This is a genomic window from Pseudomonas sp. Leaf15, from assembly GCF_001421425.1.
GTDB classification, from domain to species: Bacteria; Pseudomonadota; Gammaproteobacteria; order Pseudomonadales; family Pseudomonadaceae; genus Aquipseudomonas; species Aquipseudomonas salomonii.
On sequence record NZ_LMKI01000023.1, the window covers coordinates 638418 to 658768 of the forward strand.

The 20351-nt window shown below is 62.8% G+C and carries 1 protein-coding gene and 4 pseudogenes; all 5 read right to left on the reverse strand.

What is annotated here, in order from left to right; genetic code table 11:
- Nucleotides 1-112 precede the first annotated feature (112 nt).
- Nucleotides 113-6001: pseudogene (locus ASE80_RS31920) on the reverse strand (amino acid adenylation domain-containing protein); the annotation flags it as partial.
- 61 nt (nucleotides 6002-6062) lie between these two features.
- Nucleotides 6063-9377, reverse strand: a pseudogene (locus ASE80_RS31925) (amino acid adenylation domain-containing protein); the annotation flags it as partial.
- Between the two features lie 27 nt (nucleotides 9378-9404).
- A pseudogene (locus ASE80_RS31930) lies at nucleotides 9405-10736 on the reverse strand (condensation domain-containing protein); the annotation flags it as partial.
- Nucleotides 10737-10809: 73 nt separating this feature from the next.
- On the reverse strand, nucleotides 10810-18591 hold the full coding sequence (locus tag ASE80_RS19105; RefSeq protein WP_082463652.1) for a non-ribosomal peptide synthetase: 7782 nt from the start codon (nucleotides 18589-18591) through the stop codon (nucleotides 10810-10812).
- Nucleotides 18592-18594: 3 nt separating this feature from the next.
- Nucleotides 18595-20351: pseudogene (locus ASE80_RS31150) on the reverse strand (AMP-binding protein); the annotation flags it as partial.

Here is a 20351-nt window from a genome sequence, read left to right on the forward strand (position 1 = left end):
GCTGATGGCCAGGGGCTTTTTGTTGCCCGCTGAAATCGTGACGCTTGGCGAATAACACCGATAAAAAAACGCCCCTGGCCATCGGTCCAGGGGCGTTTCTTTTACACGGGGGTTACTTCATCGCATCAGCAAAGCTCTGTACAAACGCGGCGTTATCGATGATTCGGTCATGGGTAGAGTCGATCAGTACGGATTGCTCAATACACGGCCGGCCCATAACCTGCGCCATGCTTGCCTCAATCAACTGACGATGCTGCCCTGCGCGGCTCGCAGCGGCCCACCAGCAACGGATCGGTGCCTGGATCGGCTTGAAGTCAGCGTCCTTGAGACGCTGGCCAAGAGCACGGTCGAGTTCCCAGGAGATCTGCGCTTCGTCGCCTTCAAGCAAGCTGGCCTTGACCTCCAGATAGGTTTCACCGAGTGCATCTTCGGCCCACGCGCTGAACGCTTGCCATTGCTGCACCTCGTCTTCAGAGAGCGCCTGGCTTTGCAGCCACGCTGCCTGGATCAACGCGCTCGATTGCGCAAACATCACCTGCAGCAGCTCGACACGCCGCTGATTGACCGGCACCTCACTGTCATCGGCGATCACCGCTGTGTCCCAATAGGCCTTGAGCCAGTGCGGCGGCGATGCATCGATCCAACCGACAACCTCGACCACACGCCCCGCCTGTTCCAACGCATACGCGACCTCCATGGCCAGGTTGCCCCCCAGGGACCAACCGGCCAGGCGATAAGGGCCTTCGGGCACGGCATCGAGCAGTTGCGCGGTGTAGTCATCGACCATTGATTGCCAGCTGGGCACGTCACTGCCCTCCTCCACCAACGCCCGACTGATCACCCCCAGCACCGGCCGTTGTTCACGCAGCGCCAGGCCAATGGCCTTGTAGCAGTGCACCGAACCAAAGCTTGGGTGGAACAGGAACAGTGGCGTGCCTTGGGTCTGGCTGTTGAGTTTGACGATCAGCGAGTGGCGGGTCTCGCCGCCCAGGCAAGCCACCTGCCCCGCAATGGTCGGGTTAAGCATCAATTGGCTGACCGACAGCGCTGTGCCGGTCGCCTTGCGGATGCGCTCCTTGAGCCTCAACACCAACAGCGAATGGCCACCCAGTTCAAAGAAATTGTCATTCAAGCCGACGCGTTCAACCTCAAGCACTTCGCTCCAAAGGGTTGCGAGGCACTGCTCCAATTCGGTCTGCGGCGCCTGATAGACCCGTTCTTGCAAGTGCGCATCAGCCTTGGGCAGCGCCTTGCGGTCCAGCTTGCCATTCGGGCTCAGGGGCATGTGCGCCAGCAGTACCCATTGCGCCGGCACCATATAGTCCGGCAAGTGCGCCAACAGGTGTGCGCCCAGGGACTCACGCCAGGTTTCGCTCGGTGCCTGCAACACCAGATAGCCCACCAGGTGCTTGCCATCGACTACCTGGACCGAAGCTTCCTGTACCTGGGGATGCTCAAGAACCCGCGCTTCAATCTCGCCCAATTCAATGCGCAGGCCACGCAATTTGACCTGATGATCCAGGCGTCCAAGGTACTCGATAACCCCGTCGGCACGCTGACGCACGCGGTCGCCGGTACGATACAGGCGCTCTCCAGGCGCGAACGGCGAAGCAACAAATCGTTCGGCTGTGAGCCCCGGGCGTCGATGATAACCGCGTGCCAAGCCGAGACCGCCCAGGTACAACTCACCGGCCACACCCACGGCGGTCGCTTGCAGTTGTGCGTCCAGCACATAGGTGCACAGGTTGGCGATCGGCTGGCCGATCGGCACCGTATCTCGCCCTTCGTCGACGCAGGTCCAGTGGGTCACGTCGATGGCGGCTTCGGTCGGGCCATACAGGTTGTACAACGCGGTTTGCGGCAGCTTGCGCAAGACCTGCTGTTGCGCATCCATCGGCAATGCTTCGCCGCTGCACACAATGCGTTGCAAGGCGTGGCAGGAGCCAACGTCCGGGTCTTGCAGAAAAGCCTGCAGCATCGACGGCACAAAGTGCAGCGTGGTGACCTGTTCGGCGTTGATCAACGCTACCAGCCTGGCCGGGTCGCGGTGATCACCCGGCGCAGCCACTACCAGGCGTGCGCCTGTCATCAGCGGCCAGAAGAACTCCCACACCGACACGTCAAAGCTGAATGGGGTCTTTTGCAGCACCGTGTCACGGGCGTTCAACCCGTAGGCTTCCTGCATCCAGCACAGGCGGTTGGTCAGCGCACAATGGCGGTTGCCCGCGCCTTTGGGCTGGCCGGTGGAGCCGGAGGTGTAGATCACGTAGGCGAGGTTTTCGCCGGCCAGCACAATACCTGGGTTCGCTTCGCTGTAGCCGTCAAAACCGGATTCACCCAGCACCAGGGTTTCCAGACCTTCCGGGATCGGCAACTGTTCGAGCAGATGCGCCTGAGTCAGCAGCAACTTCACGCCGCTGTCTTCCAGCATGTAGGCGAGTCGCTCGCGGGGGTATTCGGGGTCGAGCGGCACATACGCGCCACCGGCCTTGAGTACTGCCAACAGGCCGACGACCATGTCTATCGAACGCTCCACGGCCAGCCCCACCAACACGTCGGGGCCGACACCAGCGTCCAGCAGGCGATGGGCCAGGCGGTTGGCCCGCTGATTAAGTTGGGTGTAGGTCAAGCGCTGCCCGCCAAATACCAGCGCCTCGGCATCCGGCGTAAGTTCCACCTGGGCTTCGATCAACTGATGCACAGGCTGCTGCGGGTAGTCACGCGCGGTGGCGTTCCAGTCTTGCAGCGCAATACGTTGCTCGGTGCCGTCCAACAGCGGCAACTGGCTGACGCGCTGCTGCGGGTCGTCGAGCATGCCTTGCAACAGATTTTGCCAGTGCGCCAGCATGCGCGTGAGCATGGCCGGCTCGAACAGGTCGGTCGCATAGGTCAGGGTGGCCCAGATACCCTGCGCGGTGACCTGGGTGTCCAGGCTCAGGTCGAACTGCGCGGTCTGGCTGCCCCAATCCAGGCCCTCCACGCGCAAATCGGGCAACTGACGGCCACGGGTGGCCAACCCCGCATCGCTCTGATGGTTGAACAACACCTGGAACAACGGGTTATGGCTCAGGCTGCGTTCCGGTTGCAGGGCTTCGACCAGTTGCTCGAAGGGCAGGTCCTGATGGCTCTGCGCATCCAGGCTGCGGCGTTTGGCCTGCTGCAACAGCTGGGTCACGGTGATCTGCTCGTCCAGGTCGGCCTTGAGCACCTGGGTGTTGACAAAGAAGCCGACCAACCGCTCGACTTCAACCCGGTTGCGGTTGGCGATCGGCACCCCGACACGGATGTCGTGCTGGCCACTGTAGCGGTACAACAAGCCCTGGAAGGACGCCAGCAACAGCATGAACAACGTCACGCCCTCGCGCTGCGCCAATGCGTTGAGCCCTTCGGCCAGTTGCGTCGGCAACTCCAGTTCCAGGCTGGCCCCGCGGTAGCTTTGCAGCGCCGGGCGCGCGTGCGCGGTGGGCAGTTCCAACACCGGTTGTTCACCGCCCAGCAGCTCGCGCCAGTAAGCCAATTGACGCTCGCGTTCACCGGCCGCCATCCACTCGCGTTGCCAGTGCGCGTAATCGGCATACTGCAACGCCAGCGCCGGCAACTGCGCAACCTCACCCTGGCTGCAGGCGCTATACAACTGCACCAGTTCGTCGACCATCACCTGCATTGACCAACCATCGGAAACGATATGGTGCTGCACCAGCACCAGTACATGCTCATCTTCGGCCAGGCGTAACAAGGTGACGCGCAACAGCGGCCCTTGCTGCAGGTTGAAAGGCTTGGCGATTTCGGCTTCTACCTGCTGCTGCAGTGTCTGCTCAGTGGCATCGCCTCGCATGATTGATAAAGGTTCGGCAGGCAAAACCACCTGCACCGCGCGCTCATCCTGCTGATCGATGCGGGTGCGCAAGCTTTCATGTCGCGCCACCAAGCGGTCAAAACTGCGCTGTAAGGCAGGCTGATCAAGGCGACCGCTCAGGCGCAGAATGCTCGGGATGTGGTAGGCGGCGCTTTGCGGATCCAGCTGCCAGAGAAACCACTGGCGCTCCTGGGCAAAGGACAGCGCTAATGGCTGATCGCGCCCTATTGCCAGCATCGGCGGCGCCAGATCCTCTTCAGCGGCGTGCAGTGCCAGCACAAAACCTTGCAGCTGCGGCTGCTCAAACAACGTGCGCAGTGGCACCTCGCGTTCAAGCAACTGGCGCACTCGGGAAATCACCTGCATGGCCAGCAACGAGTGGCCGCCCAACTCGAAGAAGTGATCCGTGAGGCCAATGCGCGCAGTGCCCAGCACCTGGGCCCAAATCGCCGCGACCTGCTGTTGCAATGGCGTAACCGGTTCAACCCACACGCCTTGCGACTGCGCCGCGTCCGGCTGAGGCAAGCCCTTACGGTCAAGCTTGCCGTTGGGCGTCAGCGGCATCTGATCCAGGAACATGAAGTGCGCAGGCACCATATAGTCAGGCAGGCGGGTTTTCAGGGCGCGACGCAAGGCTTCGCGGAATGCCACCGGGTCGGTCACGGGCTCAGCGGGCACGACGTACGCCACCAACTGCTTGCCGCTCGGGCTTTCCTGGGCCACAACAACCGTTTCACCGACCGCCTGCTGCTCACGCAGGCGCGCCTCGATTTCACCCAGCTCGATACGGAAACCACGGATTTTCACTTGGTGATCGACACGCCCCAGGTAATCCACCACGCCATCTGCGCGGCCACGGGTCAGGTCGCCGCTGCGGTACACACGGCTGCCAGGCTTGCCGAACGGGTCCGGCACAAAACGCTCGGCGGTCAGTGCCGGGCGCTCCAGATAACCACGGGCCACGCCTTCGCCGCCCAGGTACAACTCACCGGCCACGCCGATGGGTTGCAGGTTGAGTTGCGAGTCCAGCACGTAGCCGCTGCGGTTGCCCAGCAGCGTGCCAATCGGCGCATAGACCGCGCCGCAGGGGTCGCCACGGCGGGCTTTCCACAGCAGCGGCGTGACCACGGTCCAATCGGCGCATAGACCGCGCCGCAGGGGTCGCCACGGCGGGCTTTCCACAGCAGCGGCGTGACCACGGTTTCGGTCGGGCCGTAGCCGTTGAACAGGTAGGTTGGTTTCAGTGCGCGCCAAGCCAGGTCGTAACTGGCCTGCGCCACCGCATCGCCGCCGAAGCAGTACACGCGCACGTTGGGCGGGTTGCCATCGCGCTCGGCATGCTCGGCCAATTGTTGCAGGTACACCGGCGGGAACACCGCCATGGTCACGTTGTGACGGTGCATTTGTTCGTAGGTGTATTCCGGCAGCCACAGGCTGTCGTCGCGGATCAGCACGCTGGCGCCATTGATCAGCGGGTGCATCCAGCCTTCATGGGAACCATCGAAGGCGAAGGACATGAAATGCAATTCGCAGTCGGCGGGGCCGGTTTCGTAGCGTTCGCCGGTGGCGATGATGTGCGCCACCAGCGGGCCGTGGGAAACCGCCACGCCCTTGGGCATGCCGGTGGAGCCGGAGGTGTAGATCACGTAGGCGAGGTTGTCGCCGTCCAGATCGACCTGCGGCGCGGTATCGCTATAACCGGCCCAGTCTTCGGTGCGGTCAATGGCCAGGGTTTCCAGACCCTCGGCAAGCGGCAATTGCGGCAAGGCACTGCTGTGGCTCAGCAGCAATTTCGCGCGGCTGTCTTGCATCATGTACAGCAAGCGGTCACGCGGGTATTCGATATCCAGCGGCACATACACGCCGCCAGCCTTCATCACTAAGCAGCAATTTCGCGCGGCTGTCTTGCATCATGTACAGCAAGCGGTCACGCGGGTATTCGATATCCAGCGGCACATACACGCCGCCAGCCTTCATCACTGCGAGGAACGCCACCATGATTTCCGCACTGCGTGGCATGGCAATCGCCACCCGCACTTCCGGGCCGACGCCACGGGCGATCAGCGCATGGGCCAGGCGGTTGGCCTGGCGGTCCAGCTCGCCATAAGTCAGGGTTTGCGCATCGAACTTGACCGCCACCGCATCCTTCCGGGCCGACGCCACGGGCGATCAGCGCATGGGCCAGGCGGTTGGCCTGGCGGTCCAGCTCGCCATAAGTCAGGGTTTGCGCATCGAACTTGACCGCCACCGCATTTGGATTTTCCCGGGCGCGATCGGCGAACAGCTCGTGCACCAGACGTTTGGCCGAGAAGCCGGAATCGGTGCGGTTCCACAGTTGCAGGATGTGCTGCTGCTCGTCGCTGTCCAACAAGTGCAACTGGCCGATATTCTGTTGTTGATCGGCCACCATCGCCTGCAACAGGTTCTGCCAATGGCGGCCCATCCGCTCAATGGTGACGGCTTCAAACAGATCGGTGGCATAACCCAGCGAGGCCCACAACCCTTCTGTACTTTCATGCACGTCCAAGTCGAGGTCAAAATGCGCGGTACGGCGCTCCCACTCCAGGCCTTCGATGCGCAAGTCCGTCAGCGCTTGCACACCCAGGTGACCTTCGCTCTGATAGTTGAACATCACCTGGAACAACGGGTTCAGGCTCAGGCTACGTTCGGGTTGCAGGGCTTCGACCAATTGCTCAAACGGCAGGTCCTGATGGGCCTGGGCGTCCAGCGCACGTTGCTTGACCTGGGCCAGCAACTCGGCAACCGTCATGTGCCCATCGATATCGGCCTTGAGTACCTGAGTGTTGACGAAAAAGCCGATCAGACGTTCGGTTTCCACACGATTGCGGTTGGCGATCGGCACACCGACACGAATATCTTGCTGGCCGCTGTAGCGGTGCAGCAACGTCTGGAACGAGGCCAGCAGTAACATGAACATCGTCACGCCCTGCGCTTGCGCCAGGGCTTTAAGACCTTGCGCCAGGCTGGCGGGCAACGGCACATCCAGACGCGCGCCGCGATGGCTTTGCTGCGCCGGGCGCTGATGGTCGAACGGCAACTCCAGCACGGGCTGCTCGCCCCCGAGCACGTCGCGCCAGTAGTCCAGTTGTCGGGCCTGCTCACCGGCTTCCATCCACGTACGCTGCCATACGGCAAAGTCAGCGTACTGGATCGGCATTACTGGCAACTGTGCTGCCTGGCCCTGGCTGAATGCAGCATAAAGTTGCACCAGTTCGTCGATCATGACGTGCATCGACCACCCGTCAGAGACGATGTGATGCTGCACCAGCACCAACACATGATCGTCCTGCGCCACACGCATTAAGGTCACACGCAGCAACGGCCCGCTTTGCAGGTTGAACGGCTGTGCGATTTCGGCTTCTACCTGCGCTTGCAGATCAGCTTCCTGCACGTCAACGCACTGGACAGGCAATACCGCCTGCGCGCGGATAACTTGCCGCGCACCGTCCGCTTGCTGTTCGACGCAGGTGCGCAGGCTTTCATGGCGAGCGACCAACTCATCGAAACTGCGCTGCAACGCCGCCGTGTCCAGCCGCCCCTTGAGGCGCAAGGCGCTGGGGATATGGTAGGCGGCGCTGTCCGGGGCCAGTTGCCAAAGGAACCACTGACGCTCCTGGGCATAGGACAGTGGCAGCGGCTGGTCACGACCGACCGGCACCAGTGCCGGCGCCTGCTCACCCAGGCCACTTTCCAGGGCGTGCAAAGCGCCAGCGAACCCTTCCAGACGCGGCTGCTCGAACACCAGTTTGAGCGGTACTTCGCGCCCCAGCGTATGCCGCAGGCGTGAAACCACCTGCATGGCCAACAGCGAATGCCCGCCCATCTCAAAGAAGTGGTCGGTCAACCCTACGCGCTCGACACCCAGGATTTGCGCCCACACGGCGGCGACCTGCTGCTCCAGCTCAGTCACCGGCGCCACCCATGCCTGCTGCGATTGGCTGACGTCGGGTTTGGGCAGCGCGTTGCGATCCAGCTTGCCGTTGGGGTTCAGCGGCATGCGGTCGAGGAAGATGAGGTGGGCCGGCACCATATAATCCGGCAGTTGTTCGCGCAGGGTCAGCTTGAGGGATGCGGCGTCTTGTTGCTCGGCAACCAGATAGGCGACCAATTGATTGTCGACGGCCAGCACCAGCGTTTCGCGCACGCTGGGCTGGGCCAACAACAGCGCCTCGATTTCACCCAGCTCAATACGAAAACCGCGGATCTTGACCTGATGATCGACCCGCCCGACATACTCGATGACACCATCGGCGCGGTAGCGTGCCAGGTCGCCGGTGCGATACAGGCGCTCGCAGGTTGCGCCGAACGGGTCCGGCACAAAGCGCTCGGCCGTGAGCAGCGCGCGGTTCAAATAGGCACGCGCCAAACCACAGCGGCTGCCGATGTACAACTCGCCCACCGCTCCCAACGGCGCCAGGTTCAGGTCGCGGTCCAGCACGTAAAGGGCGCGGCCCGGCAAGGAACGGCCAATCGGGCTGGCGGTGGCACCGACGATTTCCGCAGCGGCTGTGCAGTCCAGCACACTCGACACCACGGTCGCTTCCGTAGGGCCATAGGTATTGAGCAAGCGTACATGGCCAAGACCGGCTTTCACCCACTGCGCCGGGCCGTCCAGTGGCATGGCTTCGCCACCGATGTGGACCTGGCGAAGCGCGCCATAGGATCGAGGCCCCGCCGCCAGGCAATCAAGCAGGAACAGGTTCCAGTAAGCGGTCGGCAAGTCGGCCAGCGTGATGCCTCGGGCGATGATTTCGTCGTACAGCCGAGCGCTGTCCCACAGCTGCGGCCCTCGCAATACCACCGTCGCGCCGTGGGTCAGCGCCGGGTAGAGCTGTTCGACGAAACCGTCGAAATTCAGGGTAGCGAATTGCAGTACGCGGTCATCCTGAGTCAGGCGCGAGTAATCGGCGGCCATGCGCGAAAACTCGGTCAGCGCCGCATGATCGATCGCCACACCTTTGGGCTTGCCGGTGGAACCGGAGGTGTAAATCACGTAGGCCAGGTTGTGTTTGTCGACCTTGACCTGCGGGTTGCTCTCGCCGTAGTGGGCCAGCCCCGAATCCGCCACATCCAGCGTCGGCATCCCTTCTGGCAGTGGCATCGGCACATGGGCTTGCGTCAGCACCACACGCACACCGCTGTCCTCCAGCATATGCAGTAAGCGTTCACGCGGGTATTGCGGGTCCAGCGGCACATAGGCGCCACCGGCCTTGAGCACGGCCAACACGCCAACCACCATCTCGAACGAGCGCTTGACCGCCACACCCACCCGCACTTCCGGGCCGACACCGCGCGCGATCAGCGCATGCGCCAGGCGATTGGCCTGGCCGTTCAACTCGGCATAGCTGATGGTGTGTTCGTCCAGGCACAGCGCAACCGCCTGCGGGCGCTGTTGCACCTGGGCCTCGAACAACCCGTGAACGCCTGCCGCCGCTTCGAACGCAGGGCCACCCTGGTTCCAGGCATACAGCAAGTCACGCTGTTCTGCATCGATCAGCATGGCCAGCTGCGCCACACGGGTGTCCGCACGCCCGACAATCGCGCGCAGCAAGCGCTGCCAATGCTCGGCCATGCGCTGCACAGTGGGTGCGTCAAACAGGTCAGTGGCGTAGGTCAGCGACGCCCAGATCCCTTGCGGGGATTCCTGGGTATCCAGGCTAAGGTCGAACTGTGCGCTCTGGCTGCCCCACTCCAGCGCTTCAACGGCCAGGCCCGGCAATTGCAGTTCGCCACGGGATTTATGCGCTTCAGTCTGGTGGTTGAACATCACCTGGAACAACGGGTTATGGCTCAGGCTGCGCTCCGGTTGCAGTGCCTCGACAAGCTGCTCGAACGGCAGATCCTGGTGGCTCTGGGCTTCGAGTGCGCGCTGCTTGACCTGGGCCAGCAACTGACTGAAGGGCATCTGCCCGTCGATATCAGCCTTGAACACCTGGGTATTGACGAAGAAGCCGATAAGGCGCTCGGTTTCTGCGCGATTACGGTTGGCGATCGGCACACCAACGCGAATATCCGACTGCCCGCTGTAGCGATACAACAGCGTCTGGAATGACGCCAGCAACAGCATGAACAACGTCACGCCTTCGCGTTGAGCCAGCGCCTTGAGGCTGCTGACCAACACCGCGTCCAGGTCCATGTCCAGACGCGCGCCGCGATAGCTTTGTACCGGCGGGCGCGGATGATCCAGGGGCAACTCCAATACCGGTTGCTCACCGCCCAACCGCTCAAGCCAATAACCCAGCTGGCGCTCTTTTTCACCGGCTTCCATCCAGCTGCGCTGCCACAAGGCGTAGTCCGGGTATTGAACCGGCAACTCAGGCAGGCGCAACGCCTGGCCCTGGCTGTAGCCCACGTACAACTGCACCAGTTCATCGACCATGACCTGCATCGACCAGCCGTCGGAGACAATGTGGTGCAACACCAGCACCAGCACATGCTCATCCGGCGCCAGCTGCAGCAACTTCACCCGCAGCAGCGGGCCTTGTTGCAGATCGAAGGGTTTGGCAACTTCGGCCTGCACTTGAGCTTCGAGCTGCGTGCGGTCACCCACACCCTCAGCGATCTCAAGGTGCAGTTCAGGCTTGACCACCTGTAACACCCGGTCCACGTCCTGATGCAGGCAGGTGCGCAAACTTTCGTGACGGGCAATCAAGGCGTCAAAGCTGCGCTGCAGGGCCGACCGATCAAGTCGGCCTTTCAACCGCAACGCACGTGGCAAATGGTAGGCAGGGCTCTGCGGCTCCAACTGCCACAAAAACCACTGCCGCTCCTGAGCATAAGAGAGTCGCAGCGGCTCGCCTTCCTGACGCTTGAAAACCGGGGCAATCTCAAACAGGTTGATGCCTTGCTGCTTGAGCATTACCGCCAACGCTTTCTTTTGTTGCGCAGACAGTGAACCTACCGACTCGATTAATGCTTGCACGCCACGCCCCTCAGGAAATCAATTTATCCAAATCTTCTGCTGATAGACGTTTGAGGGCCTCCAAGGATTTAGCCAATGCGTCCTGCACCGGCGAATTATTTGTTTGCCGGGTGGCTACATAAGCACTGAAATCCGCCAGGGTCGGGGTGGTGAAGATCGATTTGACGTCGAATTCGGCGTGCAACTGCTCGCGCAGGCGCACCACCACTTGGGTGGCCAACAGGGAATGCCCGCCCAATTCGAAGAAGTTGTCGTTCAGGCCCACCCGTTGCACGTCGAGTACTTCGGCCCAGATTGCGGCGATCTGTTGTTCCAGGTCGCTGCCCGGCGCCACGTATTCGCGCGTCTGCAGGTTGGCGTCGGCTTTGGGCAGCGCCTTGCGGTCGAGCTTGCCGTTGGGGCTCAGGGGCATCTGTTCCAGCAGCATCCATAGTGCGGGCACCATGTAGTCCGGCAGGTTTTGGGCCAAGTGCGCGCTCACTACGTCGCGCCAGTCGTCGGCGGCGTGTTGCAGCACCAGGTAGCCCACCAGGTATTTGCCGTCGACGGCCAGCACCGCGGCTTCACGCACCCATTCGTGCTCCAGCAGGCGCGCTTCGATTTCGCCCAACTCGATACGCAGGCCACGCAACTTGACTTGATGGTCGATACGCCCGGCGTACTCGATCACGCCGTCGTCGCGATAACGCGCCAGGTCGCCGGTGCGGTACAGGCGCTCACCGTTGACAAAGGGGTTGGCAATAAAGCGCTCGGCGGTCAATGCCGGGCGGCGGTGGTAGCCTCGGGCCAGGCCGACACCGCCCAGGTACAGCTCGCCCAACACGCCCACCGGCGCCGGCTCAAAGTTGCCGTCGAGGATGTAGCAGCCCAGGTTGGCAATCGGCCGACCAATCGGCACCGCATCGCGACCTTCATCAATGCAGGTCCAGTGGGTCACATCGATGGCGGCTTCGGTCGGGCCGTACAGGTTATACAGCCGCGCTTGCGGCAGTTTGGCGAAGACGTGCTGCTGCGCATCCACCGGCAGCGCCTCGCCGCTGCACACGATGCGGTGCAAGGTGTGGCATGTCGCAACGGTCGGGTCTTGCAGGAATGCCTGCAACATCGAAGGTACAAAGTGCAGCGTGGTGACCTGTTCGGCATTGATCAGGCTGACCAGCCTGGCCGGATCACGGTGATCGCCGGGCGCGGCAACGACCAGGCGCGCGCCGGTCATCAGTGGCCAGAAGAACTCCCACACCGACACGTCGAAGCTGAACGGGGTCTTTTGCAGCACGCTGTCGCTGACATCCAGGCCGTAGGCTTCCTGCATCCATTGCAGGCGGTTGGTCAGGGCCGCATGACGGTTGCCGGCGCCTTTTGGCTGGCCGGTGGAACCGGAGGTGTAGATCACATAAGCGAGGTTTTCGCCGTCCAGGGCAATACCCGGATTCTCTTCGCTGAAGTCTTCGAACTCAGTCTCGCCAAGTACCAGGGTTTCCAGGCCGTGTGGAATCGGCAGCTGACCGAGTAGATGCGCCTGAGTGAGCAGCAGCTTCACGCCGCTGTCTTCAAGCATGTAGGCCAGGCGCTCACGCGGATACTCCGGGTCCAGCGGCACATACGCGCCACCGGCCTTGAGCACCGCCAGCAGCCCCACCACCATCTCGATGGAGCGCTCTACCGCCAGCCCCACCAGCGAATCCGGGCCAATGCCCGCTTCGATCAGACGATGGGCCAGGCGATTGGCGCGGCGGTTCAGCTCGGCGTAATTCAAGCGCTGCTCGGCAAACACCAGCGCCGGTGCCGCTGGCGTGAGCGCAACCTGCGCTTCAATCAGTTGATGCACCGTTTGCTGCAACGGGTAATCGCGGGATGTCGCGTTCCAGTCCTCAATCACCTGCTGGCGCTCAGTGGCGTCGAGCATCGCCAGCTCACCCAGGCGTTGCTGACCGCCCTTAAGCATGGCTTGCAGCAGGTTGACCAGGTGCCGGCCGTAACCTTGCACCCTGTCTTCATGGAAATGCGCGCGGGCAAAGCTGAACTGCACCGACAGGGTTTCGCCCAGATCCACCAGCACCGTCAGCGGGAAGTTGGTTTGTTCATGGGCGTGGGGCTCGCCAAACCGAATGCCGCTGCCGCCGCTTTGCGCCAGGGCTTTGGACACCGGGTAGTTTTCGAACACCAGGATATTGTCGAACAAGGCTTCACCGCCCTGCCCGGCCCAGCGCTGTATGTCATACAGCCCGGTGTGTTCATGCTCACGCAAGGCCAGGTTCTGCGCCTGCACCGCTTGCAACCAGTCGGCGACCGAGACCTGCGCCTCCACCGCGCAGATCACCGGCAAGGTGTTGATGAACAGACCGATCTGCTGCTCAACGCCCGCAAGCTCCGCCGGGCGCCCGGCCACGGTAGCGCCGAACGCCACTACCGCCTGGCCGCTGTGACGCTGCAACAGGATCAGCCACGCCGCCTGGATCAAAGTATTGAGCGTGACCTTGTGGCTTCGGGCGAACGACTCAAGTTGAGTGGTGAGTGTGCGATCAAGCGCCAATTGATGCTCGCCATGCCCTTGCAGCGCCATCGGTTGGCTGCTGCCCAACCGTGTCGGAGTTTGCAACGCACTCAATTGTTCGCGCCAGAAGGCCTCGGTCGCACCGGCATCACGCTGTTGCAGCCAGCCGATGTAATCGCGATAACGCCCGCCCGCTTCCGGCACCGCCACGCCGGCATAGCGTTGCAGCACTTCGCCGAACAGCCGCGAATTGCTCCAGCCATCCATTAGGATGTGGTGGTTTGTGTAGATCAGTTCATGGCACTGCTCATCGGTACGCACCAGTATCAGGCGCACCAGCGGTGCCTTGGCCAGGTCAAAACCCTGACTGCGCTGGGCCTGTTGCAGCTTGCGCAGTTCCAGTTCGCGCTCCGGCATGGCGCGCCAATCCAGCACCTGAATCGGCAGCCGCGCCTGGCGGTACACCACCTGGCACGGCCACTCCAGCTGGCCTTCCCAGAAGAACCCGCTGCGCAGCACATCATGGGCCTGCACCGTGGCATCCCAGGCGTGCTGGAAACGCGCCACGTCCAGGCCTTGCGCAGTCACGCGGATCTGGTTGATGTAGTCGCCCGCCGTCTGCTCATAGAGCGTGTGAAAGAGCATGCCCTGCTGCATGGGCGACAAGGTGTAGATGTCTGCTACGGCATCGAAGGCCAGCGGCAACGACTCCAGCTGCGATTGGTTCAAGCGCGATAACGGGAAATCCGAGGCCGTCACACCGCCATTGCCGGGCGTGCAGCAATGTTCGATCAGCGCGTTGAGTTCGCGGGTGTAGGCCGCGCTCAGCGTTTCGATTACCGCGGGGTCGAACATCAGCGGGCTGAAGGTCCAGCCCAGTTGCAGTTCGCCGCCATAGACCTGACCGTTGAGCGTCAGCCAGTTGCCCAGCGGCGCGTCCGGGCTTTGTTCGGCCCCGGCGCTTTCTGTGGCGGGCGCGAACAGCGTGTCCGGCTGGTCAAAACTGCCGTCGACCTGGCCCAGGTAGTTAAAGGTGATGCGCGGCGCCGGCAAGGCACTGAACGCCTCACGTGTGGCGTCATCGCCCAGGTAACGCAAAGCGCCAAACCCCAGGCCTTTATGCGGCACGCTGCGCAGTTGCTCCTTGATCTGTTTGATCGATACCGCCAGGGACGCGTCCGGAGTCAGGCGCACCGGGAACAGGCTGGTGAACCAGCCCAGGGTGCGCGTCAGGTCGATGTCGTCAAACAGGTCCTCACGGCCATGGCCTTCCAGCTGGATCAGGCTCGAAGCATGGCCCGTCCACTGGCAGATCACCCGCGCCAGGGCCGTGAGCAGCAGGTCGTTGATCTGAGTGCGGTAGGCGGTCGGCGCCTGTTGCAGCAATTGCCGGGTGCGTTCGGCATCCAGTTGGCTGACCACGGTCTGGGCCAGGCCGCCGGGGCGCGCACCGTGCGGGTCGCGGCACGGCAAATCGGTGGCCGCACCTTGCAGCTGTTGCAGCCAAAAGGCTTGCTCGGACGCCATCGCCGCACTACGGGCGTGGGCTTGCAAGCGCTCGGCCCAGGCTTTGAACGACGAGGTTTTGGCCGGCAGTGTTTGTTCGCGATACAGCGCTTGCAGGTCTTCAAGGAACACCCGCCAGGACACGCCATCCACCACCAAGTGGTGCATCACCAGCAACAGGCGCTGGGAACCGTCTGCCAGCTCGGCCAGTACCGCACGCAGCAACGGCCCCTGTTGCAGGTCGAGGCTGCGCTGGGCTTTTTCGCAGAGCGCGGTCAACTCGTTGGCATCCGCCACCGTGGCTTGCCAGAGCACCTGTGCGCCGGCCGCAGCATGCTCGGCTTTCCAACCCTCAGGGTGCTGGCTGAAGCGCAAACGCAACACATCATGGTGGGCAATCAGGCCTTGCAACGCGGTTTCCAGACGATCGCCCTGAAGCGCTTGGCGCGGCGTCAGCAAGAAGGACTGGTTCCAGTGATGCGAGTCCGGCAGCTGCCTGTCGAAGAACAACTGCTGGAACGGCAGCAACGGCGTCTCACCCTGTACAGAACCTTGGTCGATCACCCGCGCGGTTTGCAACTGCGCCACCCGCGCGAGGCTGCGCACGGTTTGATGCTGGAACAACGCCTTGGCGGTGAAATGAATACCGGCGGCACGTGCGCGACTGACCACCTGAATCGAGATGATCGAATCACCGCCGCGCTCGAAGAAGTTGTCGTTCAACCCCACCTGTTCGATGCCCAGCACATCGGCCCAGATGGCGGCGATTTGCTGCTCCAGCGCGCTTTGCGGGGCTTCATATTGCTGCGTGGCTTCGGGCTTTGGCAGCGCCTTGCGGTCAAGCTTGCCATTGGGGCTAAGGGGCATCTGCTCCAGCAGCATCCATTGTGCGGGCACCATGTAATCCGGCAGGGCTTCAGCCAGATGAGCACCTAGCACATCGCGCCAATCGTCAGCGGCGTGTTGCAGCACCAGGTAGCCCACCAGGTATTGACTGTCCGGCGCCAACACGGCCGCTTCGCGGACGTAATCGTGTTCCAGCAAACGCGCTTCGATTTCGCCCAATTCGATACGCAGGCCACGCAATTTGACCTGATGATCGGCACGCCCGGCATATTCAATCACGCCGTCTGCGCGATACCGCGCCAGGTCGCCGCTGCGGTACAGACGCTCACCGCTGACAAAGGGATGGGCGATAAAGCGCTCGGCGGTCAATGCCGGACGTCGGTGATAACCACGGGCCAGGCCGACGCCGCCCAGATAAAGCTCGCCCAGCACGCCAATCGGTACCGGTTCGAAATGGCTGTCGAGGATGTAGCAGCCCAGATTGGCAATCGGGCGACCAATCGGCACGGCGTCACGCCCTTCATCGACACAGGTCCAGTGGGTCACGTCGATGGCGGCTTCGGTCGGACCGTAAAGGTTATACAACCCGGCGTGCGGCAGCTTGGCCAGGACTTGCTGTTGCGCATCCACCGGCAGCGCCTCGCCGCTGCACACGATGCGCTGCACGCTGTGGCAGGTCGAAACCGCCGGGTCTTGCAGGAACGCCTGCAACATCGAGGGCACAAAGTGCAGCGTGGTGATCTGTTCGGCGGTGATCAGGCTGACCAGCCGGGCCGGATCACGGTGATCGCCCGGTGCTGCAACGACCAGGCGCGCGCCGGTCATCAGTGGCCAGAAGAACTCCCACACCGACACGTCGAAACTGAACGGGGTCTTTTGCAGCACGCTGTCGTTGACGCCCAGGCCATAGGCCTCCTGCATCCATTGCAGGCGATTGAGCAGCGCTGAATGGCGGTTGCCCGCGCCTTTGGGTTGGCCGGTGGAACCGGAGGTGTAGATCACGTAGGCGAGGTTTTCACCCTCCAGCACGATATCCGGGTTTGCGTCGCTGTAGCCGTCGCCAACGGACTCGCCCAGCACCAGGGTTTCCAATCCCTGCGGGATCGGCAGGTGTTCGAGCAGATGCGCTTGAGTCAGCAGCAGCTTCACGCCGCTGTCTTCAAGCATGTAGGCCAGGCGTTCACGGGGGTATTCCGGGTCCAGCGGCACATAGGCGCCACCGGCCTTGAGCACCGCCAGCAGCCCTACCACCATCTCGATGGAGCGCTCCACCGCCAGCCCCACCAGCGAATCCGGGCCAACGCCAGCCTCGATCAAACGATGGGCCAGGCGATTGGCGCGCTGGTTCAGCTCGGCGTAACTCAGCGACACGTCACCAAAGCGCAATGCCGCTGCGTCCGGCTGCTTGAGCACCTGCGCCTCGATCAACTGATGCACCCACTGGCCTTGCGGGTAAGCGCGCTCGGTGGCATTCCACTGGTAGAGGAGTTGTTGGCGCTCCGTGGCATCCAGCATGGCCAGGTCCTGCAAGGCCAGTGCAGGGTTGGCCACGGCGGCGCGTAACAGGCTCAACCAATGGCCCAGCATGCGTGCAGCGGTGGCGGCGCCGAACAAGTCGGTGGCGTAGGTCAAGGAGGCCCAGATGCCGTCGCCGCTCTCCTGAGTATCCAGGCTCAGGTCAAACTGGGCGCTCTGAGTCTCCAGCTCCAGGCCGGCCACACGCAGGCCCGGCAGCTGCTGCTCTGCGGATGGGGTTTTGGCCTGGTGGTTGAACATCACCTGAAACAACGGGTTATGGCTCAGGCTGCGTTCCGGTTGCAGGGCTTCGACCAGTTGTTCGAAGGGCAAATCCTGATGGGCCTGGGCTTCGAGCGCGCGGCGCTTGGTGTGTTGCAGCAACTGGGTGAACGTCATCTGGCCGTCGAGATCGGCCTTGAGCACCTGGGTGTTGACGAAAAAGCCGATCAGCGATTCGGTCTCGACGCGGTTGCGGTTGGCGATCGGCACACCGACGCGAATGTCCGACTGCCCGCTGTAGCGATACAGAAATGCCTGGAACGCCGCCAACAGCAGCATGAACAGCGTCACCCCTTCGCGCTGCGCCAGGGCCTTGAGACCGGCGACCAAGGCGGGTTCCAGCGCCATGTCCTGGCGGGCGCCGAGAAAACTCTGCTGCGCCGGGCGTGGGTGGTCGAGCGGCAGTTCCAGCACCGGCTGCGTGCCGCTGAGCAGCTCACGCCAGTAATCCAGTTGGCGGGCCTTCTCCCCGGCTTCCATCCAGCGGCGTTGCCACACTGCGTAGTCGGCGTACTGGATCGGCAGCGGCGCCAACGTGCAGTCCTGGCCCTGGCGGTAGGCGGCATAAAGCTGCATCAGCTCTTGCACCATCACGCCCATCGACCAGCCGTCAGAGACGATATGGTGCTGCACCAGCACCAGCACATGTTCTTCCTGGCTTAGGCCTAACAAGCTGACCCGTAATAACGGACCTTGCTGCAAATCAAAGGGCCGAGCGATTTCAGCTTCGACGCTTGCCTTGAGCTGGGTCTCGTCGACTGGGCGTTCAGCAATCTCGATCACCGCCTGGGCCAACACTTGCTGGGCACGCTGCTCGCCCTCCAGGTGCAAACGGGTGCGCAGGCTCTCATGGCGTGCCACCAGCGTGTCGAAGCTGCGTTGCAGTGCGGCCTTGTCCAGGCGCCCGCTCAGGCGCAAGGCGCCGGGGACGTGATAGGCCGCGCTGTCCGGGTCCAGTTGCCAGAGAAACCACTGGCGCTCCTGGGCATAAGACAGCGGTGCGTGTTGGCCGTCCTCGCGAATCGAGGCGATCGGCAGTTGCGCGAAACTCATGCCGCGGCTTTGCAGGCGTTGGTAAAACTGCTGACGCTGTTCCAGAGGCAGGCGAAGAAAGCGCGAAACCAGATCGATATTAGGGTTGGAAAGCATGGTTCAAATCGCCTCTAGTTCGCTCAAAAAGTCACGAAGGTCATCAAAATCTTCCGCGCTGCCGGCGCGGAAGGTGGCAGCGGCCTGCACATAGGCGCGCAACGTTTCGGTCTGGAACACTTCCACCAGCGGCACTTCCAGCCCCAGTTCGGCCTGCACCCGCGAAGTGATCTGGATCGCCAGCAGGGAGTGGCCGCCCACTTCGAAGAAGTTATCGTCCAGGCCCACGCGAGGCAGGTGCAGAATCTCGGCCCAGATCGCGGCAATCTGTTGCTCCAGCTCGGTTTGCGGGGCGACGTAGTGCTGCTGCATCAGGCTCGCATCCGGCTCGGGCAGGCCCTTGCGGTCGAGCTTGCCGTTAGGCGTGAGTGGCATCTGCGCCAGGAACATGAAGTGCGTGGGCACCATGTAATCCGGCAAGCGGGTTTTCAGCGCACGGCGCAGGCTGTCGCGGAACTCGGTTTCATTTGGCTGCGCGATTGCTGGAACCACATAAGCCACCAGCTGTTTGCCGTTCGGGCCTTCCTGGGCCACGACAACGGTTTCGCCAACGCTGTCCTGCTCACGCAGGCGCGCCTCGATTTCACCCAGCTCAATACGGAAACCACGGATTTTCACCTGATGGTCGACACGGCCCAGATAATCCACCACGCCATCTGCGCGGCCACGGGTCAGGTCGCCGCTGCGATACACACGGCTGCCAGGCTTGCCGAACGGGTCCGGCACAAAACGTTCGGCGGTGAGTGCCGGGCGCTCAAGATAACCACGGGCCACGCCTTCGCCGCCCAGGTACAGCTCACCGGCCACGCCGATGGGTTGCAGGTTGAGTTGCGAGTCCAGCACGTAGCCGCTGCGGTTGCCCAGCAGCGTGCCAATCGGCGCATAGACCGCGCCGCAGGGGTCGCCACGGCGGGCTTTCCACAGCAGCGGCGTGACCACGGTTTCGGTCGGGCCGTAGCCGTTGAACAGATCCAATCGGCGCATAGACCGCGCCGCAGGGGTCGCCACGGCGGGCTTTCCACAGCAGCGGCGTGACCACGGTTTCGGTCGGGCCGTAGCCGTTGAACAGATAAGTCGGTTTAAGTGCGCGCCAAGCCAGGTCGTAACTGGCCTGCGCCACCGCATCACCGCCGAAGCAGTACACGCGCACGTTGGGCGGGTTGCCATCGCGTTCGGCATGCTCGGCCAACTGTTGCAGGTACACCGGCGGGAACACCGCCATGGTCACGTTGTGGCGGTGCATTTGCGCGTAGGTGTATTCCGGCAGCCACAGGCTGTCATCGCGGATCAGCACGCTGGCGCCGTTGATCAGCGGGTGCATCCAGCCTTCGTGGGAGCCGTCGAAGGCAAAGGACATGAAATGCAATTCGCAATCGGCCGGGCTGGTTTCGTAGCGTTCCCCGGTGGCGATGATGTGCGCCACCAGTGGCCCGTGGGAAACCGCCACGCCCTTGGGCATGCCGGTGGAGCCGGAGGTGTAGATCACGTAGGCGAGGTTGTCGCCGTCCAAATTGACGCTTGGCGCCGTGTCGCTGTAGCCCGTCCAGTCCTCAGTGCGGTCGATGGCCAAGGTGTCCAGGCCAGCGGCGAGCGGCAATTGCGCCAAGGCGCTGCTGTGGCTAAGCAGCAATTTCGCGCGGCTGTCTTGCATCATGTACAGCAAGCGGTCACGCGGGTATTCGATATCCAGCGGCACATACACGCCGCCAGCCTTCATCACTGCGAGGAACGCCACCATGATTTCCGCACTGCGTGGCATG

What these genes read in the sequence shown, in the direction of transcription:
- ASE80_RS19105 (WP_082463652.1), bottom strand. Translation starts at nt 18,591, where the DNA reads ATGCTTTCCAACCCTAATATCGATCTGGTTTCGCGCTTTCTTCGCCTG.